This window comes from Variovorax sp. GW821-FHT10C12, assembly GCF_059415405.1.
Genome location: NZ_JBWKNE010000004.1, coordinates 392,362 through 413,756, shown reverse-complemented (window position 1 = coordinate 413,756; position 21,395 = coordinate 392,362). Strand labels below are relative to the sequence as shown.

The window sequence follows — 21,395 nt, the reverse complement described above, 5'->3', positions numbered from 1 at the left end:
CAATGAAACCATGTTCGCCAGCACCCCTTCTTCCACTTTCGTCGTGCAACGCAACGGCCAGCCCGCACCCGCCGAGGCCCTGGCGTCGCTGGCCTTCGCCGGCCACGCCCATTTCACCGCCATGCAGGTGCGCGGCGGCCGAGTGCGGGGCCTCGACCTCCACCTGGCGCGGCTGCGCTTCGCCTCTGAGACCCTGTTCGGCCAGGCGCTGCCCGACGACACGGTGCGCGCCCACCTGCGGGCGGCGCTCGCGGCCGGCCCGGCGGACCTGTCGCTGACCGCCACCGTCTACTCTCCGGCCGGCGAGTTCACCGCGGCCGACGCGGTGCCCGAGGTGTTGATCCGCACCGGCCCGCCTTCCAACGGCCCCGCCGGCCCGCTGACCCTGGCCGCGATCGAGCACGAGCGCTTCCTGCCGGCCGTGAAGCACGTCGGCGAAGGCGCCAAGACCCAGCTGCTGCGCCAGGCCGCCGCGCAGGGCTTCGACGACACGGCCTTTCTCGACCGGCAGGGCCGGCTCGGCGAGGCGTCGATCTGGAACCTGGCCTTCTGGGACGGCCAGGCGGTGGTGTGGCCCGAGGCCGACGTCCTCACCGGCACCACGATGGGCATCGTGCGCCGCCAGCTCGATCGCCTCGACGTCCCGCAGCGCAGCCAGGTACTGCGGATGGCCGACCTGCCCGCCCTGGCCGGCGCCGTGGTCATGAACTCGTGGACGGCGGGCGTGGCGGTGCACCGCATCGGCGACGTGGCGTTGCCGGCGGCGCCGGCTTTCGTGGAGCTGCTGCACCGGGCTTACGAAGCCGAGCCGCTCGTGTCGCCCTGATCAGCCCCAGACCGACTGCACCGCCGACGTCAGCGCCACCACCAGCGGATCGCCGGCGCGTTCGGTCGCGCTGCTGAAGTACAGCTGGGCGTCCACGCGCGCGTGGCCCCACACGACCCAGTCGCCGCGTTCCACGCCCGGCACGGCGACTTCTTCGCGCAGCAGCGCGCAGGCGCTGCCGGCGCGTACGAAGGTTTCGAGTGCGCTGGTGTCGTCGCTGCGCATCACGACGTTGGGTGCCAGGCCCTGCTGCTCGAACAGGCCACGCAGCATCTGGTGCACGTGCGATTCCGCCGTGCCGTCCACCCACGGCAGCCCGGCCAGCACGCGCCAGCCGCCGCGCTGCATCTCGGTGGCCAGGCGCGGCGGAAAGGCGATGCGGTAGCAGACCGAGCGCAGCGCGATCCACTGCAGATCGCGCGGCGGGTGCACGCTGATGGTGAAGGCGCCCGCCAGCCCGCCGCCGCGCACCTGGTCGAGCAGGTGGCCCACGGCGTGGGTGCGCGTGTGCAGCTCCACCAGCGGCAGGCTGCGCTGCACCGCGACCGACAGGTGGCCGGTGCGCAGGAACTCGGGCGTCTCGCCGGGCAGGCCCAGGTCGATGCGTCCACCGAGTTCGCCCTGCATGCGCCGCGCCGCGCCCTTGAGCTCGCTGGCCGCGCTCAGCAGCGCCTCGGCCTGCGGCAGCAGCCGGTCGCCGGCGCGCGTGAGTGTCATGCGGCCGGCGCCGCGGTCGAACAGGGCCACGCCGAGGCTCGATTCCAGGCCCTTGATCTGCGCGGTGACCGCGGGCTGCGTGACGCACAGCACGTCGGCCGCGCGCGTCACGTTGCCCACGCGTGCCACCGCGACAAAGGCGCGGATCTGGTGCAACTCCATCGGCGCGCTGCGCGTCAGGCGCCGAACAGGCGCACTTGCGAAGGCTCGATGCCCAGGCTCACCGCGCCGCCGACCGGGAACTTCGACAGCCCCATGTGGTGCGGGTGATCGACCGCCAGGTTCTGGTGGCCCACGCGCACGCGATACCGCGTGAACTCGCCGAGGAACTCGCTGGCTTCCACGGTGCCCGGCACCCACACGTAGCGCGCATCGTGCGCCGCGTCGGCCACGTCCACGCGCAGCGTGTGCGGGCGAAAGCTGATCTGCAGCGTGTCGGCCTCGGGCGCGTCGGTGGGCAGCGGAAAGTGCAGTTCGCCCACGCCGTCGACGTCCAGCGAGAGCGTGTCGCCGCGGCGCGAGCGCACCTTGCCCTCGAGCAGGTTCATGGTGCCGACGAAGTTGGCGACGAAGGTGTTCACCGGGTAATCGTAGAGCGTGGCCGGCGCGCCGACCTGCTGCACCACGCCCTTGTCGAGCACGGCCATGCGGTCGGCCGTGGTCATGGCCTCTTCCTGGTCGTGCGTGACGAAGATGGTGGTCAGCCCCAGGCGCCGCTGCATCGCCAGCAGCTCCTGGCGCATCTGCACGCGCAAGGTCTTGTCCAGGTTGGAGAGCGGCTCGTCCAGCAGCAGCACCTGCGGCTCGATGACGATGGTGCGCGCCAGCGCCACGCGCTGCTGCTGGCCGCCCGACAGCTGGCTCGGGCGGCGCTGCGCATACGGCAGCAGCCCCACCAGCTCGAGCGCGGCCGTCACCTTCTCCTTGATGACCGCCTTGGGCGCCTTGCGCTCCACCAGCCCGAAGGCCACGTTGTCCCACACCGTCATGTGCGGCCACAGCGCGTAGCTCTGGAACACCATGCCGATGTTGCGTTCCCAGGGGGCCTTGTCGCTCACGTCCTTGCCGTCGATCAGCACTTCGCCGTGCTGGTGGCGGTTGAAGCCGGCAATCAGGCGCAGCAGCGTCGACTTGCCCGAGCCCGAGGGCCCGAGCAGGGCGAAGAACTCGCCGGGCTCGATGTCGATGTTGACGTCCTTGAGCACTTCGGTGGTGCCGTAGGCGAGCCGCACGTTGCGGCACTGGACAGGTACTTTTTTCATGGGGAGCCTTGGGTCAGATCTTGGCCGCCGGGGCGGCAGCAATGGGGGCGGGCACGACAGGTGCGGCAGGTGCCACGATCGGCAGCGGCGGCAGCGCTTCATCGAGCGGCCGCGCCGTGAGCCGCTGGCCGGTGCGCTCGACCACCAGGTGCGACAGGTAGGTGCCCAGCGCCACCACGGCGATCGCCAGCACGCCCAGCGCCGCGCCGGGCCCGCGGCCGGCCACGCTCTGCATGTACAGGTAGATGCCGTAGCTCATCGGCGCCTGCGACTCGGCCGACGACAGCAGGATGGTGGCCGACAGCTCCACCGCCGCCGTGATGAAGCTGGTCACGAAGCCGGCCAGAATGCCTCCCGCCATCAGCGGCACCACCACGCGCTGGATGGTGCGCATCTTGGTCGCGCCCAGGCTCTCGGCCGCTTCCTCGAGCGACACGTGCACCTGCTGCAGCGCGGCCACGCAGGAGCGCAGCGCGTAGGGCAGGCGGCGCACCGCGTAGGCCAGCATGATCACGATCCAGGTGCTGGTCAGCAGCGTGTCGGTGCCCGGCACCGTGACGCCCTTGAACAGGCGCAGGTAGCCGATGGCCAGCACGATGCCCGGCACGGCCAGCGAGGCGGTGGCGATCCAGTCGAGCCACTTGCGCGCGGGCAGCGAGGTGCGCAGCATCAGGTAGGCGATGGTCACGCCCAGCACCACGTCCAGGCCCGCGGCCAGGCCGCAGTACAGCAGCGTGTTCTTCATCATGCCGCCGGCGTCGTGGAACACGGTCTCGTAGTGGGCCAGCGTGTAGGCGTCGGGCAGCGGCGAGAAGCTCCACACCTGCGCCAGCGACAGCAGCAGCACGCCCAGGTGCGGGCTCAGCACCACCAGCAGCACCACGAAGATCCAGCCGTAGGCCGCGAACGAGCCCAGCGGCGACAGCTGGCGCTTGGCGATGCTCGCGCCGCCCTTCTGGATCGTGGAGTACTCCTTGCCTGCCAGCATGCGCGCCGACAGCGCCATGGCCGTGATCGAGAACACGATCATGATCACGCTGATCACGTAGCCCAGCGGGTCTTCCAGCCCCACCTGCGTGATGCGCAGATAGGCCTGCGGCGCCAGCATGTTGGTCTGGCCCAGCACCAGGGGCGTGCCCAGGTCGTCGAACACCTTCACGAACACCAGCGAGGCGCCGGCCACGAAGCCCGGCATGGCCAGCGGGAAGATCACGCGCCAGAACAGGCGCCAGCCGGTGCAGCCCAGGTTGAGCGCCGCTTCTTCCATGGCGCCGTCGATGTTGCGCAGCGCCACCGTCAGGTTCATCAGGATGAACGGGAAGTAGTGGATGGCCTCGACGAAGATCACGCCGTTGAGCCCTTCCATGATCGGCAGCGTGATGCCGAAGTACTGGTTGAGCAGCAGGTTCAGCGAGCCCGAGCGGCCGAAGATCAGCTGCATCGCGGCCGCGCCCACGAAGGGCGGCATGATCAGCGGCAGCACGCCCAGCGTCTGGATCAGCATCGCGCCGCGGAACTGGAAGCGCACCGTGAAGTACGACAGCGGCACTGCGATGAGTGCCGCGAACAGCGCCGACGCCGTGGCCACGAACAGGCTGTTGAAGAACGACTCGCGCATCAGCCCCTGTTCGAAGAAGGCGCCGAAGTGGCCGAAGGTCAGGCCGCCGTCGGCATCGACGAAGGCGGTGTAGAAAACCCGGCCGACCGGCAGCACGAGAAACAGCAGCAGAAAGCCGAGCACGAGGGCGCCGGCCAGCCAGGCGCCAGGGCGCACCTGGCTGAAGCGGCGCGCGCGCGTGGTGGCCGGCGCGGTGCCGGCGGTGAGGGTGGTCATCGGTGAGGTGTCCGGTGGCGCTCAGTGCGTGTTCAAAGGGGTTCAACGGGCGCTGGCCAAAGCCTGCTCGGCCAGCGTGCGGGCGCGTTCGTACTGCTCGCGGGCCTGCGTGCTCCAGCGGTCTTCCAGGCCGGTGACCTGCTTGTTCGAGGCAGCGTCCTTCTTGTTGGCGGTGAACAGCGCCAGGAAGTCCTTGTCGTTCGCCATCGACGCGCCCACCAGCGGCGTGAAGGCCAGGTCGCGCGCCTGCTTGAGCTGCGCCTGGCCCTGCGCGTTGGGCTTCTTGGCCAGTGCGGCCGTGGCCTCGTGGATCGCCTTGGTGGCGGCCTTGAGTTCCTTGTGGCGGAAGGTGATGGTCTGGTCGAACAGCGACGACACCACGTTGTAGCGGGCTTCCGAAAGGTCGGAGTCGAAGTGCACCTTGGCGCGCTTGGCGATCTCGAACGGGTTCGGATAGGCGGGCGGCACCTTGCCACCGAGTGCCGACGGCGGCAGCACCGGCAGGCGCGAGATCTTCGGGTCGAGCAGCAGCAGCTGGCCTTCGGTCGACACGCTGTAGGCGATGAACTTGCGCGCCTCTTCGGGGTTCTTGCTGCCGCTGACCAGGCCGATGTTGGCCGGCACCACGGCCGTCACGTCGGGGTAGACGAACTCCACCGGGAAGCCCGAGAACTTGCCGGCCAGGCCGAAGAAGTCGATCACCAGGCCGATGCCGAACTGCCCGTTGTTCACGCCGTCGGGCACGCCGAAGCTGCGCTCGGTGATGGCTGCGCTGTTGCCCGAAATCTGCAGCAGCTGGTTCCAGCCCTTGTCCCAGCCTTCGCCCTGCAGCAGCGTCTCCACCGTCAGGTGCGTGGTGCCCGAGCGCGAGGGCGCGCTCATGGCCGCGTGGCCGAAGTACACCGGCTTCATCAGGTCGCTCCACTGCGCGGGCGCGGGCAGCTTGTTGGCGGCCATGTAGCGCGTGTTCCACATCAGGCCGTAGCCTGCCAGCGCCTGCCCCAGGTACAGGCCCTGCGGGTTGTTGATGGGGTAGTTGCCGACCTTCTCGGGCACCGCCTTGTTGGCCTGCGCCGCCACGTTCTCCAGCAGCTTCTGCCCGGCCAGCACCTCGAAGGCATCGGGCGCCGAGGCCCAGAACACGTCGGGCCGCTGGCCCACCGGCAGCTCGCGCACGTACGAGATGCCCTGCACCGTGCTCTTGTTGAGGATCTCCAGCTTGATGCCGGGGTTGGCTTTCTCGAACGCCACCTTGTAGGCCTGCGTCAGCTCCTTGGGAAAGGAGGTGACGACCGTGACGGTGCCGGCATGGGCAGCGCCGCCGAGGCCGGCGGCCAGCAGCGAGAACGAAAGCGCGAGCGTGCGCAGGGTGAAGCGGGAAGGCATGGTGTGTGTCTCCAGGTCGTTGGCGAGGACGCATGCCGCGCGCTTCGTGGCGAGCGCTTGCGGTCATGTCGGTCGGCATCGTGCATGACGTGCCGCGCGGGGGCCAATCAGAAAACGTGATGCACGCCATCACCCCTCAGGGTTCACCCGAGGGCGGCAACGAAAAGGAGACGGGGTGGGAGGCGCCGTTTACCAGCGGATGCCGAGCTTCAGGAACAGCTTCGACAGCACGAACAGCGGACCGACCCAGAGGTATTGGATGTCCTCGAAGAACGACGGCTTCTTGCCTTCCATCTTGTGGCCGACGAACTGGAAGATCCATGCCACCACGAAGATCGCCGCCGACACCGGCGCCACCGCGGTGCCCATCGCATGCACCGCCACCAGCGCCAGCACCGTGAGCGCCAGCATCGTGATGAGGAAGGCCGGCGAGCGCAGCAGGGCGTAGTACACGAGGCTGGCCGCCACGAAGGCGTAGGCCACCCACGGATGGATCGCGAACAGCAGCCCGACGATGCTCAGCATGATCGCGGGGATGGCCACGAAGTGGATCAGCTCGTTGGTCGGATGGCGGTGGCTCCCCTCGTAGTGGGCGAGCAGGCGGTCGACCTTGCGCTCGCTGGTGGCGAGCGGGGCGGCGGCAGTGTGGGTCATGGCAGGTCTCCGGGGCGCCGTGCGTTGCGGCAAGACTTCCATGGTGCCCACGGCGCCGCACCATGGCAAGTGGCGTCGTCCCGGGGGGACGAGGGCAGGGCGCCATGACTTAGGGCACTGTCGCCCGGGGCTTGCGCCGCTAAGATCAAATCCGTGGCCTCTTTCGACTCCCCCTCCGCACCCCCGCCGCCCCTCACCGACACCGGTGTGCCTGCCGGCGTGTCCGGCGCGATCCTGGTGGTGGACGACCACGACCTGCTGCGCCTGGGCGTGAGCGCGCTGGTGCAGGCCCAGGCCGCCACCTCGGGCGCGCGCATTTCGGTGTTCGAGGCCGGCAACATCGCCGACGCGCTCGCGCTCTATGCGGCGAACGAGGTCGCCATCGGCCTCGTGCTGCTCGACCTCGCGCTGCCCGACACGCACGGGCTCAGCGGCCTGGCCGAGTTCCGCCTGCGCTTTCCGGCGGCACGCGTCGTGGTGCTCTCGGGCACCGCCAACAGCACGCTGGCGCAAGGCGCGCTCGCGCTCGGCGCCAGCGCCTTCTTGCCCAAGTCCGCCGACCTGAAGGAGATGGTGGGCTTCATCCGCGCCTGCGGCCTGTTCGAGGCCGACGGCACACCGCCGCAGCCGTTGCCGCCCGCGGCGCTGCCCAAGTCGCTGTCAGGCTACGCGGAATTCGCGCACGCCAGCGCCTGGCAGGAACTCACGCCGCGCCAGATGCAGGTGCTGCAATGGGTGCTCGAAGGCAAGGCGAACAAGGAGATCGCGCAACTGGCCAACCTGAGCGAGGGCACGGTGAAGAACCATGTCTCGACCATCCTGCTGCTGTTCGGCATGCGCTCGCGCGCCCAGCTGATCAGCATGCTGCGTTGAGCGGCGCCACGCTGGCGGGCCGCGGCGACGCCGCCGCCGGCCAGCTGCTGGGCCAGCGCGTGCTGCGCGAGCACGTCGGCTCGGTCTACGACACCTACGGCATCTCCACGCTGACCCACCTGGGCTTCGTGATCGTGTTCGGCTGCATCATCTACTCGCAGCTCAGCGATGCGCGCCTGCTGTTCTGGATGGCGGCGCTGGTGGCGGTCGACATCTACGTGTTCTTCACGCCACGCTGGACGCCCGACAAGCCGGCCTCCGAGAGCCCGTACTGGGCGCGCAAGATCTCGCGCATGGTCACGCTGGTGAGCATGATCACGGCGGTGGTGCCGTGGTTCATCGTGCCGCACGAGAACCTGCCCATGACCTCGCTGCTGATGGCCGTGATCGTCGGCAGCTGCGCGCGCGCCGCGCAGTCGCTGTGGCCGCTCAAGCCCGCGCTGTTCGGCTACACGCTGCCCATGTCGCTGGGCATGATCATCGCGCTGGCCTGGCAGGGCGATGGCCTGCACCTGTTCCTGGCCGCGGCCGGCTCGGCCTACCTGATGCTCACGCTGCACGCCGGCGTGCGCCAGCACCGGCTGCTGACCGACTCGCTCATGCTGCGCTTCGAGAACGAGGCGCTGGCCGCGCGCCTGGGCGAGCAGATCGCCGCCACCGAGCGCGCCAGCGAAGAAAAGACCCGCTTCCTCGGTGCCGCCAGCCACGACCTGCGCCAGCCGCTGCACGCCATCGCGCTGTTCGGCGCCGCGCTCGAGAACGAGCTGCGCGGCCGTCCCGAGAGCCGCAACGCCGAGCGCCTGATGCGCGCGGTGAACTCGCTGGGCGCGTCGCTGGACACCATGCTCGATGTGTCCCGGCTCGACGCGGGCGTCATCACGCCGTCGCCGCAGCCGGTGGAACTCGATGCGCTGTTCCTGCCGCTCAACCACACCTTCTCGGCGCAGGCCGAGCAGAAGGAGCTGCAGCTGCGCGTGCGCGCCAGCGGCCTGTGGGTGCGCAGCGATCCGCAGCTGCTGCACCGCATGCTGTCCAACCTGATGGACAACGCCCTGAAGTACACCGTGCAGGGCGGCGTGACCGTGACGGCGCGCGATCGCGGCGACACCGTGTGGATCGAGGTGCGCGACACCGGCATCGGCATCGCGCCCGAGCAGTCGCACCGCATCTTCGAAGAGTTCTACCAAATCGATAACCCGGGTCGCGACCGTGCGCGTGGCCTGGGCATCGGCCTGTCGATCGTGCGTCGCCTGTCGCGGCTGCTGGGCCATCCGGTGCAGATGCATTCGCGCCCGGGCCGGGGCACGCACTTCCGCGTCGTGCTGCCGACCGTGCCGCCGCAGGTCAGCGCGCTCGTGGGCCCGTTTCCGGCCGGCAGTGTCGAACTGGCTGCACGTCGGCGCGCGGCCATGCTGCCCGGTCGCGTGCTGTTGATGGACGACGAACTTGAAATCCGCGAAGCCATGACCGGCCTGCTGCGCTCGCACGCGATCGATGCGCACGCCGTCGCCGACGAGGCCGCCGCAGCCGAGGCACTGCACCAGGCCCGCGCCGAGGGCCGGCCCTTCGGCCTGTTGATGTGCGACTACCGCCTGGCCGACGGCGTCGACGGCCTCGACGTGGGCCTGCGCCTGAGTCGGCACCTGGGCACCGAGCTGCCGCTGCTGCTCATCACCGGCGAGACCTCGCCCGACCGCCTGCAGCGCGTGCGCGAGTCGGGTGTGCCGGTGCTGTTCAAGCCCGTGGCGCCCGATGCGCTGCTGCAGGCCATGGCGGGGCTTGTGCCGGCACCGTAGCGTTTGGCACACAGCCTGCGGCTGAAAGTGAATACGTTGTAGTTCATTGCGTGCCGATCCCATCGGTTGGCCACACATGCAATGACTTTTGGCACTGCCGGGCGTTCGCCTCCCGTCGTAATTTCGGGTTTCAGGGAAGCGAAATCAGGGGGCGTTGCAGGCGTCGACCACCGGTGCCTTCGCACACGAGGCGCGACGCCGCACAGGCCACACGCAGGGGGAATACAAGGGAGAAATAAGAAAGACAGGGAGCTGACGGCCCCCGGCGAAAGCCGGGGGCCGTTTTTTTGCCCGAAGCGGAAGCCTCAGCCCAGCAGCGCCTGCGCGAACTCGCGGGCGTTGAAGGTCTCGAGGTCTTCGAGCTTTTCGCCCACGCCGATGAAGTACACCGGAATCGGCCGCTCGCGCGCGATGGCGCACAGCACGCCGCCCTTGGCGGTGCCGTCGAGCTTGGTCACGATGAGGCCCGTGAGGCCCAGGGTCTCGTCGAAGGCCCTGACCTGCGCGAGTGCGTTCTGGCCGGTGTTGCCGTCGATCACCAGCAGCACCTCGTGCGGCGCGGTGGCGTCGGCCTTGGTGACGACGCGCTTGATCTTCTTGAGCTCGTCCATCAGGTGCAGTTGCGTCGGCAGGCGCCCGGCCGTGTCGACCAGCACCACGTCCTTGCCGCGTGCCTTGCCGGCGTTCACGGCGTCGAAGCTCACGGCCGAGGGGTCGCCGCCTTCGTTGCTGACGATCTCGACGGTGTTGCGGTCGGCCCAGACCAGCAGTTGCTCGCGTGCCGCGGCGCGGAAGGTGTCGGCCGCGGCCAGCAGCACCGAGGCGCCTTCGGTGGCCAGGTGCTTGGTGAGCTTGCCAATGGAGGTGGTCTTGCCCGCGCCGTTGACGCCCGCCACCATGATCACGGTGGGCGTGTACTCGCCGATGACCAGCGGCTTCTCGAGCGGCTTGAGCAGGTCGGTGACGGCGTCGGCCAGCAGCAGCTTGACCTGCGCGGCGTCGGTGGCCATCTGGCGCTTGACGCGCACCTTCAGGTCGGCGAGCAGGTACTCGGTGGCCTTGACGCCGGTGTCGGCCATCAGGAGCGCCGATTCGAGTTCTTCATACAGTGCGTCGTCGATCTGCGCATTGACGAACACCGCCTGGATGCCGGTGCCGGTCTTGCGCAGCCCGGTCTTGAGCTTGTCGAACCAGCTCTTGCGCTCGGTGGCGATGGGGGCCGGTTCGGCGACGACGGCGACAGGCGCGGGAGGCGGTGCGGGCACGGGCGCCGGAGGAGGCGGCGGTGGCGCAATGACAGGGGCGGGTGCAGGAACGGGGGCGGGCGCTGGCGCAGGGATCGGCGCAGGTGCGGCGACCGGAACTGGCGCGGGCGTCGGCGCCACCACGGGCGCGGCCGGTGCCGGCTCGGGGGCCGGCGCAGGGGCGGGTGCGGGTGCGGGAACAGGTGCTTCCGCCGCCGGCTTCGACCCGAACCAGCTCGACGGCGAGAACACCGAGCGTGCCGGTGCGGGTTCCGCGGCCGGGGAGGGCGCGGGTTCGGTGGTCGGCGGCGGGGCCGGTGTCACCGGGGCATCGGCAGGTGGTTTTTTCTTGAAGAAACTGAACATCGGGAGCTTTTTACAATCCGACCCATTCTATGAAACACCTCTCGCCACGCCGCGCTGCGTCTGGTGCGGTGCTGGCCCTGGCGCTTTCTGCGCTGTGGACCGTGCCCGCGCAGGCCCAGTCCACCCCCGCTCCCGCCGCGTCGGCCTCGACTGCCGCCGCTCCGGGCCCCCAGCAATTCACCCTCGCCAACGGCATGACCGTGATCGTGCAGCCCGACCGGCGCTCGCCGACCGCGGTGCAGATGGTGTGGGTGCGGGTCGGCTCCATGGACGAGGTCGACGGCACCTCGGGCGTGGCGCACGTGCTGGAGCACATGCTGTTCAAGGGCACGAAGAGCGTGCCGGCCGGCGAGTTCTCGCGCCGCGTGGCAGCGCTGGGCGGCCAGGAAAACGCCTTCACCATGCGCGACGCCACCGGCTACTACCAGCAGATCCCGGTGGGCAGCCTCGAACAGGTGATGAAGCTCGAATCGGACCGCTTCGCCAACAACCAGTGGCCCGACGACGAGTTCAAGCGCGAGATCGAGGTGGTCAAGGAAGAGCGCCGCCTGCGCACCGACGACCAGCCGCGCGCCCTGCTCGGCGAGCAGCAGAACGCGGCCGTCTTCACCTCGTCGCCCTACCGCCGTCCGGTGGTGGGCTGGATGAGCGACCTCGAATCGATGACGCCGGCCGACGCGCGCGCCTTCTTCCAGCGCTGGTACGTGCCGGCCAATGCCGTGCTCGTGGTGGCCGGCGATGTCGACGTGGCGCGCGTGCGCGCGCTGGCCGAGAAGTACTACGGCAGCATCCCCGCGCGCGCCGTGCCGGAGCGCAAACCGCGCACCGAGCCCGCGCAGCGCGGCATCCGCCGCCTCGAATTCAAGGCCCCGGCCGAGCAGGCCTACGTGTCGCTCGCCTTCCGCGTGCCGCAGCTCACCAACATCGACGACGCCAACAGCGACGCCTGGGCGCTGGTGGTGCTCTCGGCCGTGCTCGACGGCTACGCCGGCGCGCGGCTCGACCGCGCGCTCACGCAAGGCCCCGGCCGTGTGGCCGATTCGGCCGGCGCGTACGCGGGCTTCATCGGCCGCGGTCCGCAACTCTTCATGCTCGACGGCGTGCCGGCCGCCGGCAAGACCGCCGAGACGGTCGAGGCCGCGCTGCGCGCCCAGGTGGCGCGCGTGGCGAAGGACGGTGTCGGCGAGGCCGAGCTGGCCCGCGTCAAGACGCAGTGGGTGGCGAGCGAAACCTACAAGCGCGATTCGGTGATGGCGCAGGCGCGCGAACTCGGCAGCAACTGGATCATGGGTCTGCCGCTGGACGCCAGCGAGCGCATCGTCGCCCGGCTGCAGGCCGTGACGGCGGCGCAGGTGCAGGCCGTGGCCGCCAAGTACTTCGGCGATGACCAGCTCACGGTCGCCACGCTGCGGCCCCTGCCGCCCGAACCCAAGCGCGGCCGCGGCTTCGCAGCCCCCGTGGGCGAGATGCGCTGAAAGGCACCGGATTCCCTCATGAAGAACCTCAAGAAGATTGCAAGCACCGCCCTCCTGGCGGGCATCACCGCTCTGTTCGGCATGGGCGGCGCGCAGGCCGCGCTGCCCATCCAGCACTGGACGCTGGCCAACGGCGCCAAGGTGTACCTGGTGTCGACCAATGCGCTGCCGATCGTCGACGTGCAGATCGACTTCGACGCCGGCAGCCGGCGCGATCCGGCCGCGCAGGCCGGGCTGGCCAGCACCAGCGCCGCGATGGTCGAGAAGGGCGTGCGCGCCGGGCGCAACGGCGAGCCCGCGCTCGACCAGAACGCGCTGGGCGAGGCCTGGGCCGACCTGGGCGCCAGCTTCGACGTGAGCGCCGGCACCGACCGCACCAGCTACACGCTGCGCACGCTGTCCGACCCCGCGCTGCTGACCAAGGCCGTGGCCCTGGCCGCACGCGAGATCGGCGAGCCCTCGTTCCCCGACGACATCTGGTCGCGCGAACGCGAGCGCATCAACGCCGCCATCAAGGAAGCCAACACCAAGCCCGCCACCGTCGTCGGCCGCGCCTTCGCGCAGGCCGTGTACGGCACGCACCCTTACGGCCAGGAAGTGACGGAAGAGACGCTCGCGCGCATCGACACCGCCGCCATGCGCCAGCGCTACGAGCAGCTGATCCTGCCGTGCCGCGCCAAGCTCAGCATCGTGGGCGCGGTCACGCGCGCCGAGGCCGAGGCGCTCGCGACCACGCTGCTGTCGCGCCTGCCCAGTCCCGGCGCCTGCGCACCGCTGCCGGGCATCGCGCCGGTGGCGGCGCTCACGGCGCCGAAGGACGAGCGCATCGCGTTCGACTCGGCGCAGGCCCACGTCTTCATCGGCCAGCCCGGCTACCCGCGCCAGGACCCGGACCACTTCGCGCTCACGCTCGGCAACTACGTGCTCGGCGGCGGCGGCTTTGTCTCGCGGCTGACCGAAGAGGTGCGCGAGAAGCGCGGCCTGGCCTACAGCGTGTACAGCGGCTTTGCGCCGGGGCTCGAGGCGGGCGCCTTCCGCATTGGCTTCCAGACCCGGCCCGACCAGGCCGAGGCGGCGACGAAGGTTTCGCGCGACGTGCTCGCGAAGTTCGTGGCCGAAGGCCCGACCGAGAAGGAGCTGAAGGCCGCGAAGGACAACCTGATCGGCGGCTTCCCGTTGCTGCTGGACAGCAACCGCAAGCTGATCGGCAACGTCGCCAACATCGCCTGGTACGACCTGCCACTGGACTACCTCGACACCTGGACCGCGCGCATGAACGCGGTCACGGCCGCCGACATCCAGGCCGCGTTCGCCCGCAAGCTGCAGCCGCAGCGCATGGTGACGGTGGTGGTGGGCGGCAAGCCGGCCGCCGCGGCGCAGTAAGCAAGAAAAAAGAAAAGTTCAGGCCAGCGCGTGCGGCCCGCTGCGCGCGGCCTCGCGCACCGCGGCGCCGAGCTGCGCCAGCAGGCGCGGCGCCGCGCGGGCGTGCTGCCAGTACAGCGGCACCGGCAGCGTCGCGCCGGGCACCAGTTCCACCAGCGTGCCGTCGCGCAGCGCATCGGCCACCATGCTGGTCGGGTGCATGCCCCAGCCGATGCCGCGGCAGGCCGCCTCGACGAAGGCGGCGGGCGAGGGCACCCAGTGGCGCGGCGTCTCCACGTTGCGGTGGCAGATGCGGCGCACCCAGCGCGCCTGCAGCCGGTCCTTGCGGTCGAACACCAGGTTCGGCGCGGCGGCCAGTGTGCGCGCGCCCACGCCCTTGGCGAAATAGCGTTCCACGAAACCGGGGCTCGCGGCGGCCACGTAGTGCACCGTGCCCAGCGCCTCGCTGTTGCAGCCCGTGACCGGCTGGGCCAGCGCGGTCACGGCCGCCAGCACGGCGCCGCTGCGCAGCCGCTCGGCCGTGTGGTCCTGGTCGTCGGCCGTGAGGTCGAGCAGGGCGTCGGGCGCCTGTGCGGCGAAGGCGGCGGCGCCCGCCATGAACCAGGTCGCGAGGCTGTCCGCGTTGACCGCCACCCGCACCGTGACCCGCTCGTGCGCCTCGCCGCTGCCCATGCCCAGCGCGGGCAGGGCCTCGCGCAGCTCGTGTTCCAGCATGCCCACGCGTTCGACGTGCCGGCACAGCTGCAGGCCGGCCTCGGTCGCCACGCAGGGCTGGCCACGCACCAGCAGCGCGCCGCCGGTGCGCTCCTCGAGCAGCTTCACGCGCTGCGACACCGCCGAGGGCGTGACATGCAGCGCGCGGGCGGCGCGCTCGAAACTGCCTTCGCGCACCACGGCGGCAAGGGCGTGCAGGGCGGCGTAGTCGAGCATGGTCGTGAATGAAGTAAAACTGAATTGGCGTTAGAAAGTTTAGTTTGATTGAATGCTGGGCGGACGGCAAGCTCGGACCATGACCGCCGTTCACGCCTCCACCGCTTTCCTCAACGGGCTCTTCATGAGCCTGGTGCTCATCGTCGCCATCGGCGCCCAGAACGCCTACGTGCTGCGCCAGGGCCTGCGCCGCGAGTACGTGAGCGCGGTGGTGCTGTTCTGCGCCGTCTGCGACGCGGTGCTGGTCGCGGCCGGCGTGGCCGGCATGGCGCAGGCGCTGAAGGGGCGGCCGATGCTGGCGACGCTGCTCGCGGGCTTCGGCGCGGCTTTTCTCTGCGGCTACGGCCTGCGCGCGCTGTGGCGCTCGCGCCAGCCGGGCGCGCTGCAGACGGTGTCGCAGGGCGCCTCGCGCTCGCGCGCCGCGGTGGTCGCGCAGGCCGCCGGCTTCACGCTGCTGAACCCGCACGTCTACCTGGACACCGTGCTGCTCGTGGGCACGGCCGGGGCGCAGTACCCGGGCCTGCTCAAGGCCTGGTTCGTGGTCGGGTCGACGCTGGCCAGCGTGCTGTGGTTCACCGCGCTGGGCTTCGGCGCGCGGCTGCTGGCGCCGGTGTTCGCACGCCCGCGCGCCTGGCAGATGCTCGATGCGCTCATCGGCGGCACCATGCTCGTGCTCGCCGCGCTGCTGGCCCGTCGCGCGTTCATGGGCTACTGAGTGAAGGGGGGCCAGCTGCGGCGTTAAGCTCGCCGCATGCCCCAGAAGCCCCCGAAGAAGAACGCCGCCGCGCCTGTTTCGCGCGCCCCCGCCGCCAAGCGCCCGTCGCGGCCCAGCGAGGTCCGCATCATCGGCGGCGAATGGAAGCGCACCCGCCTGGCCGTGGCCGACAAGCCCGGCCTGCGCCCTACGCCCGACCGCGTGCGCGAAACGCTGTTCAACTGGCTTGCGAGCCTGGCCGGCGTGGGCGGCGGTGCCTTGCCGGGCTGGCACTGCATCGACGCCTTCGCGGGCACCGGTGCGCTCGGTCTCGAAGCCGCCTCGCGCGGCGCGGCCCACGTGCTGCTGTGCGAGCAGGACGCCGCGCTGGTCGCCCAGCTGCAGGCCGCCAAGACCAAGCTCTCGGCCGAGGCCGTGCGCGTGGAGCGCGGCAACGGCGTCACCGCGCTCGAGCGTGCGGCGGCGGGCAGCCTGCAGGCTGTGTTTCTCGATCCGCCCTTCGACAACCTCGCGCTGTACGAGCCGGCCCTGCGCGCCGCCGCGCGCGCGCTGCATGCCGACGGCGCGATCTACCTCGAGGCGCCGCGCCGCTGGGCCGCCGAGGAACTCGCCGCGCTGGGCCTCATGGAATTCCGCTACCTGAAGGCCGGCGCCGTGCATGCCCATCTGCTGCGCCGCGCTGTGTCCGTGCCTGCATAATCCGCCGGACAAGCCGCACCGGCAGCATGAGGAAGAACCAACCATGGCCAGCAACGTGATCGCGGTTTATCCCGGCACTTTCGACCCCATCACCCTCGGTCACGAGGACGTGGTGCGGCGTGCAACCCAACTCTTCTCCAAGGTGATCGTCGCCGTCGCGGCGGGCCACCACAAGAAGGCGCTGTTCACGCTCTCCGAGCGCATGGACATGGCCCGCGAGGCAGTGAAGCCCTACAGCGACCAGGTGACGGTCGAGAGCTTCTCGGGCCTGCTGCGCGACTTCGTCGTCGCGCGCGGCGGCAAGGCCATGGTGCGCGGCCTGCGCGCCGTGACCGACTTCGACTACGAGTTCCAGCTCGCCGGCATGAACCGCTCGCTGATGCCCGACGTCGAGACCGTGTTCCTGACCCCGAGCGACAAGTACCAGTTCATCTCCAGCACCTTCGTGCGCGAGATCGCCATGCTCGGCGGCGAGGTCAACAAGTTCGTCTCGCCGAACGTCGAGCAGCAGCTCACCGCCAAAGTCCGCAGCCTGGGCAGGGAATGAGCCCGCTCCAGGCTTCGCGCTGAGGTGAGCGCCACCCCCTTGCCCCGCCTGCATCCGCTGGGCGATGCGGCGCTGGTGTGCGACCTGCCCGCGCCCGCCACGCTGGCGCAGCAGCAGCGCATCTGGGCGCTGGCCGCCGAGGTGCTGGCCTGGCCCGGCGTCGGCGAAGCGCTGCCGGGCATGAACAACCTCACGCTGACCTTCGACCCGACCGCCGTGGCGTTCGAGGAACTCGCGGCGCGCGTGCTCGAGGCCTGGCCAGGGCTCGCGGCCCATGCCGCTGAAGGGCGGCGCATCGAGATTCCCGTGGCCTACGGTGGCGAGCACGGCCCTGACCTCGCCGACGTGGCGGCCCACACCGGGCTGTCGGCGGCCGAGGTGGTGCGACGCCACAGCGGCGGCGACTACGTGGTCTACCTGCTCGGCTTCCTGCCGGGCTTCGCCTTCATGGGCGGGCTGCCGCCCGAGCTCGCGACACCGCGCCGCGCCGAACCGCGCACCGCCGTGCCGGCGCGCTCGGTCGGCATCGGTGGCGAGCAGACCGGCATCTATCCGCTGGTGTCGCCGGGCGGCTGGCAGCTCATCGGGCGCACGCCGCTCGAACTGTTCGATCCCTCGGCGGAATCACCCACGCTGCTGCGCCCCGGCGACCGCGTGCGCTTCGTCGTCGAAAGCCTGCAGACATGATCCTCGTGCGCAAACCCGGCGTGCATGCCTCGGTGCAGGACCTCGGGCGGCCCGGCCTGCGCCAGCTGGGCATCTGCCCGGGCGGCGCGCTCGACATGCTCGCGCTCACGCTGGCGAACCGGCTGGCCGGCAATGCCGACGCGGCGGCGGGCATCGAATTCACCATGGGCGGTTGCGAGCTGCAGTTCGAAGTCGACACCCGCATCGCGCTCACCGGCGACGACTTCGGCGCCACGCTCGACGGCGTGCCGCTGTGGCCCTGCTGGAGCGTGCCGGTGCGCGCCGGCCAGACCTTGCGCCTGGCCGGTGCCAACGCGCCCGGCACGCCGAAGGCCGGCCTGCGCAGCTGGCTCGCGGTGGCCGGCGGCATCGACGTGGCACCCGTGCTCGGCTCGCGCAGCACCGACCTCAAGGCCGGCTTCGGCGGCCACGAGGGCCGCGCGCTGCGCAAGGGCGACCGGCTCGCGCTGGGCGCTTCGCGCCTCGGTGCCGACCAGAACGCGCGCCGTCCCTTCGGCCTGCGTGCGCCTGACTGGGGCACGGCCGAGCCCGACGGCGCCTTCGCGCTGCGCGTGCTGCCCGGTCCCGAGTTCGATCTGTTCACGCCCGACGCGCAGGCGCTGCTGTGGAGCGAGCGCTGGCGCATCACGCCGCAAAGCAACCGCATGGGCAGCCGGCTCGCCGGCGCCGAGCTGCAGCGCAAGGCGGGCGGCGACATGCTCTCGTCGGGCGTGATCCCCGGCACGATCCAGGTGCCGCCTTCGGGCCAGCCGATCATCCTCATGGGCGACGCGCAGACCACCGGCGGCTACCCGCGCATCGGCGTGGTGATCCGCGCCGACCTCTGGAAGCTCGCGCAGGCGCCGCTCGGGGGCCGGCTGCGGCTGGTGCGCACCGACCTGTCGCACGCGCTCGCGGCCTGGGCTGCGCAGCAGCGCTACCTGGCGCAGGTGGCGCAGGGGCTCGCCGCGGCGGGCTGGCCCGGCGCGGCCTAGACTGTTGGCTGAAGCAGGAGGCTCCCGCACCTGCCCCCGAGACGGAGAACACCCCATGCAGATCGACCTGAACGCCGACCTCGGCGAAGGCGCCGGCAGCGACGAAGCGCTGCTCGGCCTCGTGAGTTCCGCCAACATCGCCTGCGGCTGGCACGCGGGCGACGCCAGGACCATGCAGCAGTGCGTGCGCTGGGCCATGGCCCACGGCGTGGCGATCGGCGCGCACCCGAGCTTTCCCGACCGCGAGAACTTCGGCCGCAGCACCATGCACCTGCCGCCCGAGGAGATCGTGGCGAACGTGCTCTACCAGGTCGGCGCGCTGGCCGCGATCGTCAAGGCCGAGGGCGGCCGGCTCGCGCACGTGAAGCCGCACGGCCAGCTCTACAACCAGGCGGTGAAAGAACCCGAACTCGCCGAGGCGCTGTGCGAGGCGGTGCGCCGCTTCGACCCCTCGCTCAAGTTCTTCGGCCTGGCCGGCAGCCACATGATCGACGCGGCCCGCCGTGCCGGCCTGCAGCCTGTGGAGGAAGTGTTCGCCGACCGGGGCTACATGCCCGACGGCAGCCTCGTGCCGCGCAGCCAGCCCGGCGCGCTCATCGAGAGCGAAGAACAGTCGCTGGCGCAGACGCTGTCGCTGGTGCGCGACCACCGCGTGGTCGCCATCGACGGCAGCACCGTGCCCGTCAATGCCCAGAGCGTGTGCCTGCACGGCGACGGCGCGCATGCGCTGGCTTTCGCGCGGCGCATCCGCGAGCGGCTGCAGCAGGAAGGCATCGACGTTCGCGCGATGGCTTGAACAGGATGCCGGCGAAGCGCGCTTCCCCCAACGTCCTGCTGACGGGCTTCGAGCCCTTCGAGCAGGAGCTGCTCAACCCATCCTGGGAAGCGGTGCGCTCACTCGACGGCTGGCAGTGCGGCCGTGCCACCGTGCACGCGCGCCTCGTGCCCTGCGTCTTCGGCGAGGCGCTCGCCGCGCTCGACCGTGCGATGGACGAGCTCCAGCCGACGCTGGTGATCTGCATCGGCCAGGCCGGTGGCCGCGCCGAGTTCACGCCGGAGCGCATCGCCATCAACGTCGACGACGCGCGCGTGCCCGACAACCTCGGCCGCCAGCCGATCGACGTGCCCGTGGTGCCCGGCGCGCCGGCAGCCTACTTCTCGAGCCTGCCCGTGAAGGCCATCGTGCGTGAGCTGCGCGCGGGCGGCGTGCCGGCCTCGGTGTCGAACAGCGCGGGCACCTTCGTGTGCAACCACCTCTTCTACGGGCTGATGCACCGCATCGCGACGCACGCGACGGCGAAGGGCGCGCGCGGCGGCTTCATTCACATTCCCTACCTGCCCGCGCAGGCGGCGCGCTTTCCGGGCGCGCCGAGCATGGCGCTCGAGACGCTGGTCGATGCCTTGCGCATCACCGTGAAGACCGCGCTGGCCGTGAAGCAGGACGTCGCGGAAACCGGCGGCCAGCTGCACTGACCGGGGCTCTCAAGCGCGGGGGAAGTGCTTGCCCAGCCAGGCGTTGAGCGCCGTGTTGACGAAGGCGGGTTTTTCCATCGTCAGCATGTGGCCGCATTGCGGCACCCACACCACCTCGGCGCGCGGCAGCAGCGCCGCCATCTCGCGCGTGCATTCGGGTGGCGCGAGGCGGTCGTCGTCGCCGCACATCAGCAGCACCGGCGCGCGCAGCAGGGCCAGGTGCGTGCGCGCGTCGGGGCGGCGCATCACGGCGTGGTTCTGGCGGATGAGCTGGGCCGCGCCGGCGCCGAGGACGATGTCCAGGTAGCGCTGCACCAGCGCCGGGTTGGCGGCCTGCGCGGGATGGAAGGCGAAGGCGACGTTGGGCTCGATGATCTCGCGCACCTCGCCGCGCTCGAACCATTCGATGGCGCCTTCGCGCAGCGCGAACATGTCGGGCGTCTCGGGCCGCGCGCTGGTGCCCAGCAGCATCAACCCGGCGATGCGCTCGGGCGCCTGGCGCGCCGCTTCCATCGCGACCATGCCGCCCATCGAGGCGCCGCACAGCACCAGCGGGCCGTCGTGCTCGCGCAGCACGGCACTGGCCATGCCCTCGATGGTGTCGTGGCGCGTCTGGACGTCGCTCACGCGGGCGCCGAAGGCGGCGGGAAGTGCGGGCAACTGGGCCTCCCAGAGGCGTTCGTCGCAGGCAAGGCCGGGCAGCAGGACAAGATGAGGCATGGGCCGATTTTGCGCGATCGGACGCACCCGGCGCACGGCCCGTACGCGGTGGCAGCCGTGCAACAGCGGGTTGGCACGAAGCCGCCGTGTCATGCACTCGGGGGACAATGCATGCAATGTCCACCACCATCCCCGACTCCGCCCCCACCGACCTCATCCTGATCCGCCACGGCGAAACCGCCTGGAACCGCGAACTGCGCTTCCAGGGCCACGCGGACGTCCCGCTCAACGACATCGGCCACGAGCAGGCGCGCCGCCTCGGCCTGCGGCTCGCGGGCGAGACGGCACGGCACCTCATCAGCAGCGACCTCATGCGCGCCCAGCAGACCGCGGCGCCCGCGGCGCAGCAGCTGGCGCTGCCGGTCGTCACCTCGGTGGCGCTGCGCGAGCAGCACTTCGGCGTGGTCGAGGGCATGCGGGCCGACGAGATCCAGAGCCAGCATCCGCGTGCCTGGGAGGAGTGGCTGGAGTTCCGCGAAGACCACGCCATGCCGCAGGGCGAGAGCGCGCGCGAGTTCCATGCGCGCGTGATCGGCGCGCTCGGCGCCGTGGCCGCGGCGCATCGCGGCCAGCGCCTGATCGTCGTCACGCACGGCGGCGTGCTCGACATGGTGTGGCGCACCGCGCGCGGCCTGAGCCTCAGCGGCCCGCGCCAGAGCGAGATCCCGAACGCGGGCTTCAACCGCATCCGCATCGCCAACCCGGCCGCGCCGGACGCCATCGAGATCGTCGAGTGGGCCGACACGCGCCACCTCGCCGACCTGCCGCCGCAGCCGACCTACGACCAGCGGCGGCACCTGAAGAAAGACTGAT

General features: G+C 70.9%; 21 protein-coding genes. 13 read left to right on the top strand and 8 right to left on the bottom strand.

What is annotated here, in order from left to right:
- Positions 1-10 precede the first annotated feature (10 nt).
- A complete protein-coding gene (locus AC07OH_RS21315) occupies positions 11-826 on the top strand; it encodes an aminotransferase class IV family protein (RefSeq protein WP_495302025.1) in 816 nt (271 codons plus the stop codon).
- Here the strand turns inward: AC07OH_RS21315 and AC07OH_RS21310 are convergent, their stop codons facing one another.
- The 5 genes from AC07OH_RS21310 to AC07OH_RS21290 form a co-directional block, all read right to left on the bottom strand.
- On the bottom strand, positions 827-1,705 hold the full coding sequence (locus tag AC07OH_RS21310; protein WP_495302024.1) for a LysR family transcriptional regulator: 879 nt from the start codon (positions 1,703-1,705) through the stop codon (positions 827-829).
- Between the two features lie 14 nt (positions 1,706-1,719).
- The gene (locus AC07OH_RS21305; RefSeq protein ID WP_489057697.1) at positions 1,720-2,805 is read right to left on the bottom strand and encodes an ABC transporter ATP-binding protein; all 1,086 of its coding nucleotides are present in this window, start codon (positions 2,803-2,805) and stop codon (positions 1,720-1,722) included.
- 13 nt (positions 2,806-2,818) lie between these two features.
- Complete coding sequence (locus AC07OH_RS21300; protein WP_495302023.1) at positions 2,819-4,639, bottom strand: ABC transporter permease; 1,821 nt, start codon at positions 4,637-4,639, stop codon at positions 2,819-2,821.
- A 42-nt stretch (positions 4,640-4,681) separates the two neighbouring features.
- Positions 4,682-6,025: an ABC transporter substrate-binding protein gene (locus tag AC07OH_RS21295; protein WP_495302022.1), complete on the bottom strand. Its 1,344-nt coding sequence runs from the start codon at positions 6,023-6,025 to the stop codon at positions 4,682-4,684.
- A gap of 189 nt (positions 6,026-6,214) precedes the next feature.
- Complete coding sequence (locus AC07OH_RS21290; protein ID WP_495302021.1) at positions 6,215-6,679, bottom strand: Mpo1 family 2-hydroxy fatty acid dioxygenase; 465 nt, start codon at positions 6,677-6,679, stop codon at positions 6,215-6,217.
- 153 nt (positions 6,680-6,832) lie between these two features.
- Here AC07OH_RS21290 and AC07OH_RS21285 point away from each other — a divergent pair, with 153 nt between their 5' ends.
- A complete protein-coding gene (locus AC07OH_RS21285) occupies positions 6,833-7,552 on the top strand; it encodes a response regulator transcription factor (protein ID WP_495302020.1) in 720 nt (239 codons plus the stop codon).
- Positions 7,549-9,348: an ATP-binding response regulator gene (locus tag AC07OH_RS21280; RefSeq protein WP_489057702.1), complete on the top strand. Its 1,800-nt coding sequence runs from the start codon at positions 7,549-7,551 to the stop codon at positions 9,346-9,348. The genes AC07OH_RS21285 and AC07OH_RS21280 overlap by 4 nt, the downstream gene beginning before the upstream one ends.
- 305 nt (positions 9,349-9,653) lie before the next feature.
- On the opposite strand, the gene ftsY is transcribed toward AC07OH_RS21280, so the two are convergent.
- Positions 9,654-10,958 (bottom strand): signal recognition particle-docking protein FtsY, encoded by a 1,305-nt coding sequence (gene ftsY / locus AC07OH_RS21275; RefSeq protein WP_495302019.1) that lies wholly within the window; start codon positions 10,956-10,958, stop codon positions 9,654-9,656.
- Between the two features lie 29 nt (positions 10,959-10,987).
- Here ftsY and AC07OH_RS21270 point away from each other — a divergent pair, with 29 nt between their 5' ends.
- Both AC07OH_RS21270 and AC07OH_RS21265 read left to right on the top strand, forming a co-directional pair.
- Positions 10,988-12,433: a M16 family metallopeptidase gene (locus AC07OH_RS21270; protein ID WP_492680320.1), complete on the top strand. Its 1,446-nt coding sequence runs from the start codon at positions 10,988-10,990 to the stop codon at positions 12,431-12,433.
- Between the two features lie 18 nt (positions 12,434-12,451).
- Positions 12,452-13,816 (top strand): M16 family metallopeptidase, encoded by a 1,365-nt coding sequence (locus AC07OH_RS21265; RefSeq protein WP_495302018.1) that lies wholly within the window; start codon positions 12,452-12,454, stop codon positions 13,814-13,816.
- A gap of 18 nt (positions 13,817-13,834) precedes the next feature.
- Here AC07OH_RS21265 and AC07OH_RS21260 read toward each other — a convergent pair whose 3' ends face one another.
- Positions 13,835-14,746 (bottom strand): LysR family transcriptional regulator ArgP, encoded by a 912-nt coding sequence (locus AC07OH_RS21260; RefSeq protein ID WP_070061978.1) that lies wholly within the window; start codon positions 14,744-14,746, stop codon positions 13,835-13,837.
- A gap of 79 nt (positions 14,747-14,825) precedes the next feature.
- Between AC07OH_RS21260 and AC07OH_RS21255 the strand changes: the two genes are divergently transcribed.
- Genes AC07OH_RS21255 through pcp form a run of 7 tightly spaced genes read left to right on the top strand, consistent with a single transcriptional unit; the run spans position 14,826 to position 19,862 of the window.
- Complete coding sequence (locus tag AC07OH_RS21255; protein ID WP_495302017.1) at positions 14,826-15,461, top strand: LysE/ArgO family amino acid transporter; 636 nt, start codon at positions 14,826-14,828, stop codon at positions 15,459-15,461.
- Positions 15,462-15,497: 36 nt separating this feature from the next.
- Positions 15,498-16,160, top strand: a complete 663-nt coding sequence (locus AC07OH_RS21250; RefSeq protein WP_495302016.1) for an RsmD family RNA methyltransferase — start codon at positions 15,498-15,500, stop codon at positions 16,158-16,160.
- A 43-nt stretch (positions 16,161-16,203) separates the two neighbouring features.
- Positions 16,204-16,707, top strand: coding sequence for a pantetheine-phosphate adenylyltransferase (gene coaD, locus AC07OH_RS21245; protein WP_062481439.1), 504 nt, complete (start codon positions 16,204-16,206; stop codon positions 16,705-16,707).
- A 39-nt stretch (positions 16,708-16,746) separates the two neighbouring features.
- Positions 16,747-17,394: a 5-oxoprolinase subunit PxpB gene (gene pxpB, locus AC07OH_RS21240; protein WP_095747717.1), complete on the top strand. Its 648-nt coding sequence runs from the start codon at positions 16,747-16,749 to the stop codon at positions 17,392-17,394.
- Positions 17,391-18,389, top strand: a complete 999-nt coding sequence (locus tag AC07OH_RS21235; protein ID WP_139706437.1) for a 5-oxoprolinase subunit C family protein — start codon at positions 17,391-17,393, stop codon at positions 18,387-18,389. Before pxpB ends, AC07OH_RS21235 begins: the two co-directional genes overlap by 4 nt.
- Positions 18,390-18,444: 55 nt before the next feature.
- A complete protein-coding gene (pxpA, locus tag AC07OH_RS21230; protein ID WP_495302015.1) occupies positions 18,445-19,185 on the top strand; it encodes a 5-oxoprolinase subunit PxpA in 741 nt (246 codons plus the stop codon).
- 5 nt (positions 19,186-19,190) lie between these two features.
- The gene (pcp, locus tag AC07OH_RS21225; protein WP_495302014.1) at positions 19,191-19,862 is read left to right on the top strand and encodes a pyroglutamyl-peptidase I; all 672 of its coding nucleotides are present in this window, start codon (positions 19,191-19,193) and stop codon (positions 19,860-19,862) included.
- 9 nt (positions 19,863-19,871) lie between these two features.
- Here pcp and AC07OH_RS21220 read toward each other — a convergent pair whose 3' ends face one another.
- Positions 19,872-20,582 carry an alpha/beta fold hydrolase gene (locus tag AC07OH_RS21220; RefSeq protein ID WP_185993669.1) on the bottom strand — a complete coding sequence of 237 codons (711 nt, stop codon included), beginning with the start codon at positions 20,580-20,582 and terminating at the stop codon, positions 19,872-19,874.
- Between the two features lie 116 nt (positions 20,583-20,698).
- On the opposite strand from AC07OH_RS21220, the gene AC07OH_RS21215 reads away from it, so the two are divergent.
- Entirely contained in the window at positions 20,699-21,394 is a 696-nt protein-coding gene (locus AC07OH_RS21215; protein WP_495302013.1) for a histidine phosphatase family protein, read from the top strand.
- Position 21,395 lies beyond the last annotated feature (1 nt).

Bases quoted from the DNA above. Each gene is read 5' to 3' on its own strand.
- AC07OH_RS21315 (WP_495302025.1), top strand. From the start codon at position 11: ATGTTCGCCAGCACCCCTTCTTCCACTTTCGTCGTGCAACGCAACGGC.
- AC07OH_RS21310 (WP_495302024.1), bottom strand. From the start codon at position 1,705: ATGGAGTTGCACCAGATCCGCGCCTTTGTCGCGGTGGCACGCGTGGGC.
- AC07OH_RS21305 (WP_489057697.1), bottom strand. From the start codon at position 2,805: ATGAAAAAAGTACCTGTCCAGTGCCGCAACGTGCGGCTCGCCTACGGC.
- AC07OH_RS21300 (WP_495302023.1), bottom strand. From the start codon at position 4,639: ATGACCACCCTCACCGCCGGCACCGCGCCGGCCACCACGCGCGCGCGC.
- AC07OH_RS21295 (WP_495302022.1), bottom strand. From the start codon at position 6,025: ATGCCTTCCCGCTTCACCCTGCGCACGCTCGCGCTTTCGTTCTCGCTG.
- AC07OH_RS21290 (WP_495302021.1), bottom strand. From the start codon at position 6,679: ATGACCCACACTGCCGCCGCCCCGCTCGCCACCAGCGAGCGCAAGGTC.
- ftsY (WP_495302019.1), bottom strand. From the start codon at position 10,958: ATGTTCAGTTTCTTCAAGAAAAAACCACCTGCCGATGCCCCGGTGACA.
- AC07OH_RS21270 (WP_492680320.1), top strand. From the start codon at position 10,988: ATGAAACACCTCTCGCCACGCCGCGCTGCGTCTGGTGCGGTGCTGGCC.
- AC07OH_RS21265 (WP_495302018.1), top strand. From the start codon at position 12,452: ATGAAGAACCTCAAGAAGATTGCAAGCACCGCCCTCCTGGCGGGCATC.
- AC07OH_RS21260 (WP_070061978.1), bottom strand. From the start codon at position 14,746: ATGCTCGACTACGCCGCCCTGCACGCCCTTGCCGCCGTGGTGCGCGAA.
- AC07OH_RS21255 (WP_495302017.1), top strand. From the start codon at position 14,826: ATGACCGCCGTTCACGCCTCCACCGCTTTCCTCAACGGGCTCTTCATG.
- AC07OH_RS21250 (WP_495302016.1), top strand. From the start codon at position 15,498: ATGCCCCAGAAGCCCCCGAAGAAGAACGCCGCCGCGCCTGTTTCGCGC.
- coaD (WP_062481439.1), top strand. From the start codon at position 16,204: ATGGCCAGCAACGTGATCGCGGTTTATCCCGGCACTTTCGACCCCATC.
- AC07OH_RS21235 (WP_139706437.1), top strand. From the start codon at position 17,391: ATGATCCTCGTGCGCAAACCCGGCGTGCATGCCTCGGTGCAGGACCTC.
- pxpA (WP_495302015.1), top strand. From the start codon at position 18,445: ATGCAGATCGACCTGAACGCCGACCTCGGCGAAGGCGCCGGCAGCGAC.
- pcp (WP_495302014.1), top strand. From the start codon at position 19,191: ATGCCGGCGAAGCGCGCTTCCCCCAACGTCCTGCTGACGGGCTTCGAG.
- AC07OH_RS21220 (WP_185993669.1), bottom strand. From the start codon at position 20,582: ATGCCTCATCTTGTCCTGCTGCCCGGCCTTGCCTGCGACGAACGCCTC.
- AC07OH_RS21215 (WP_495302013.1), top strand. From the start codon at position 20,699: ATGTCCACCACCATCCCCGACTCCGCCCCCACCGACCTCATCCTGATC.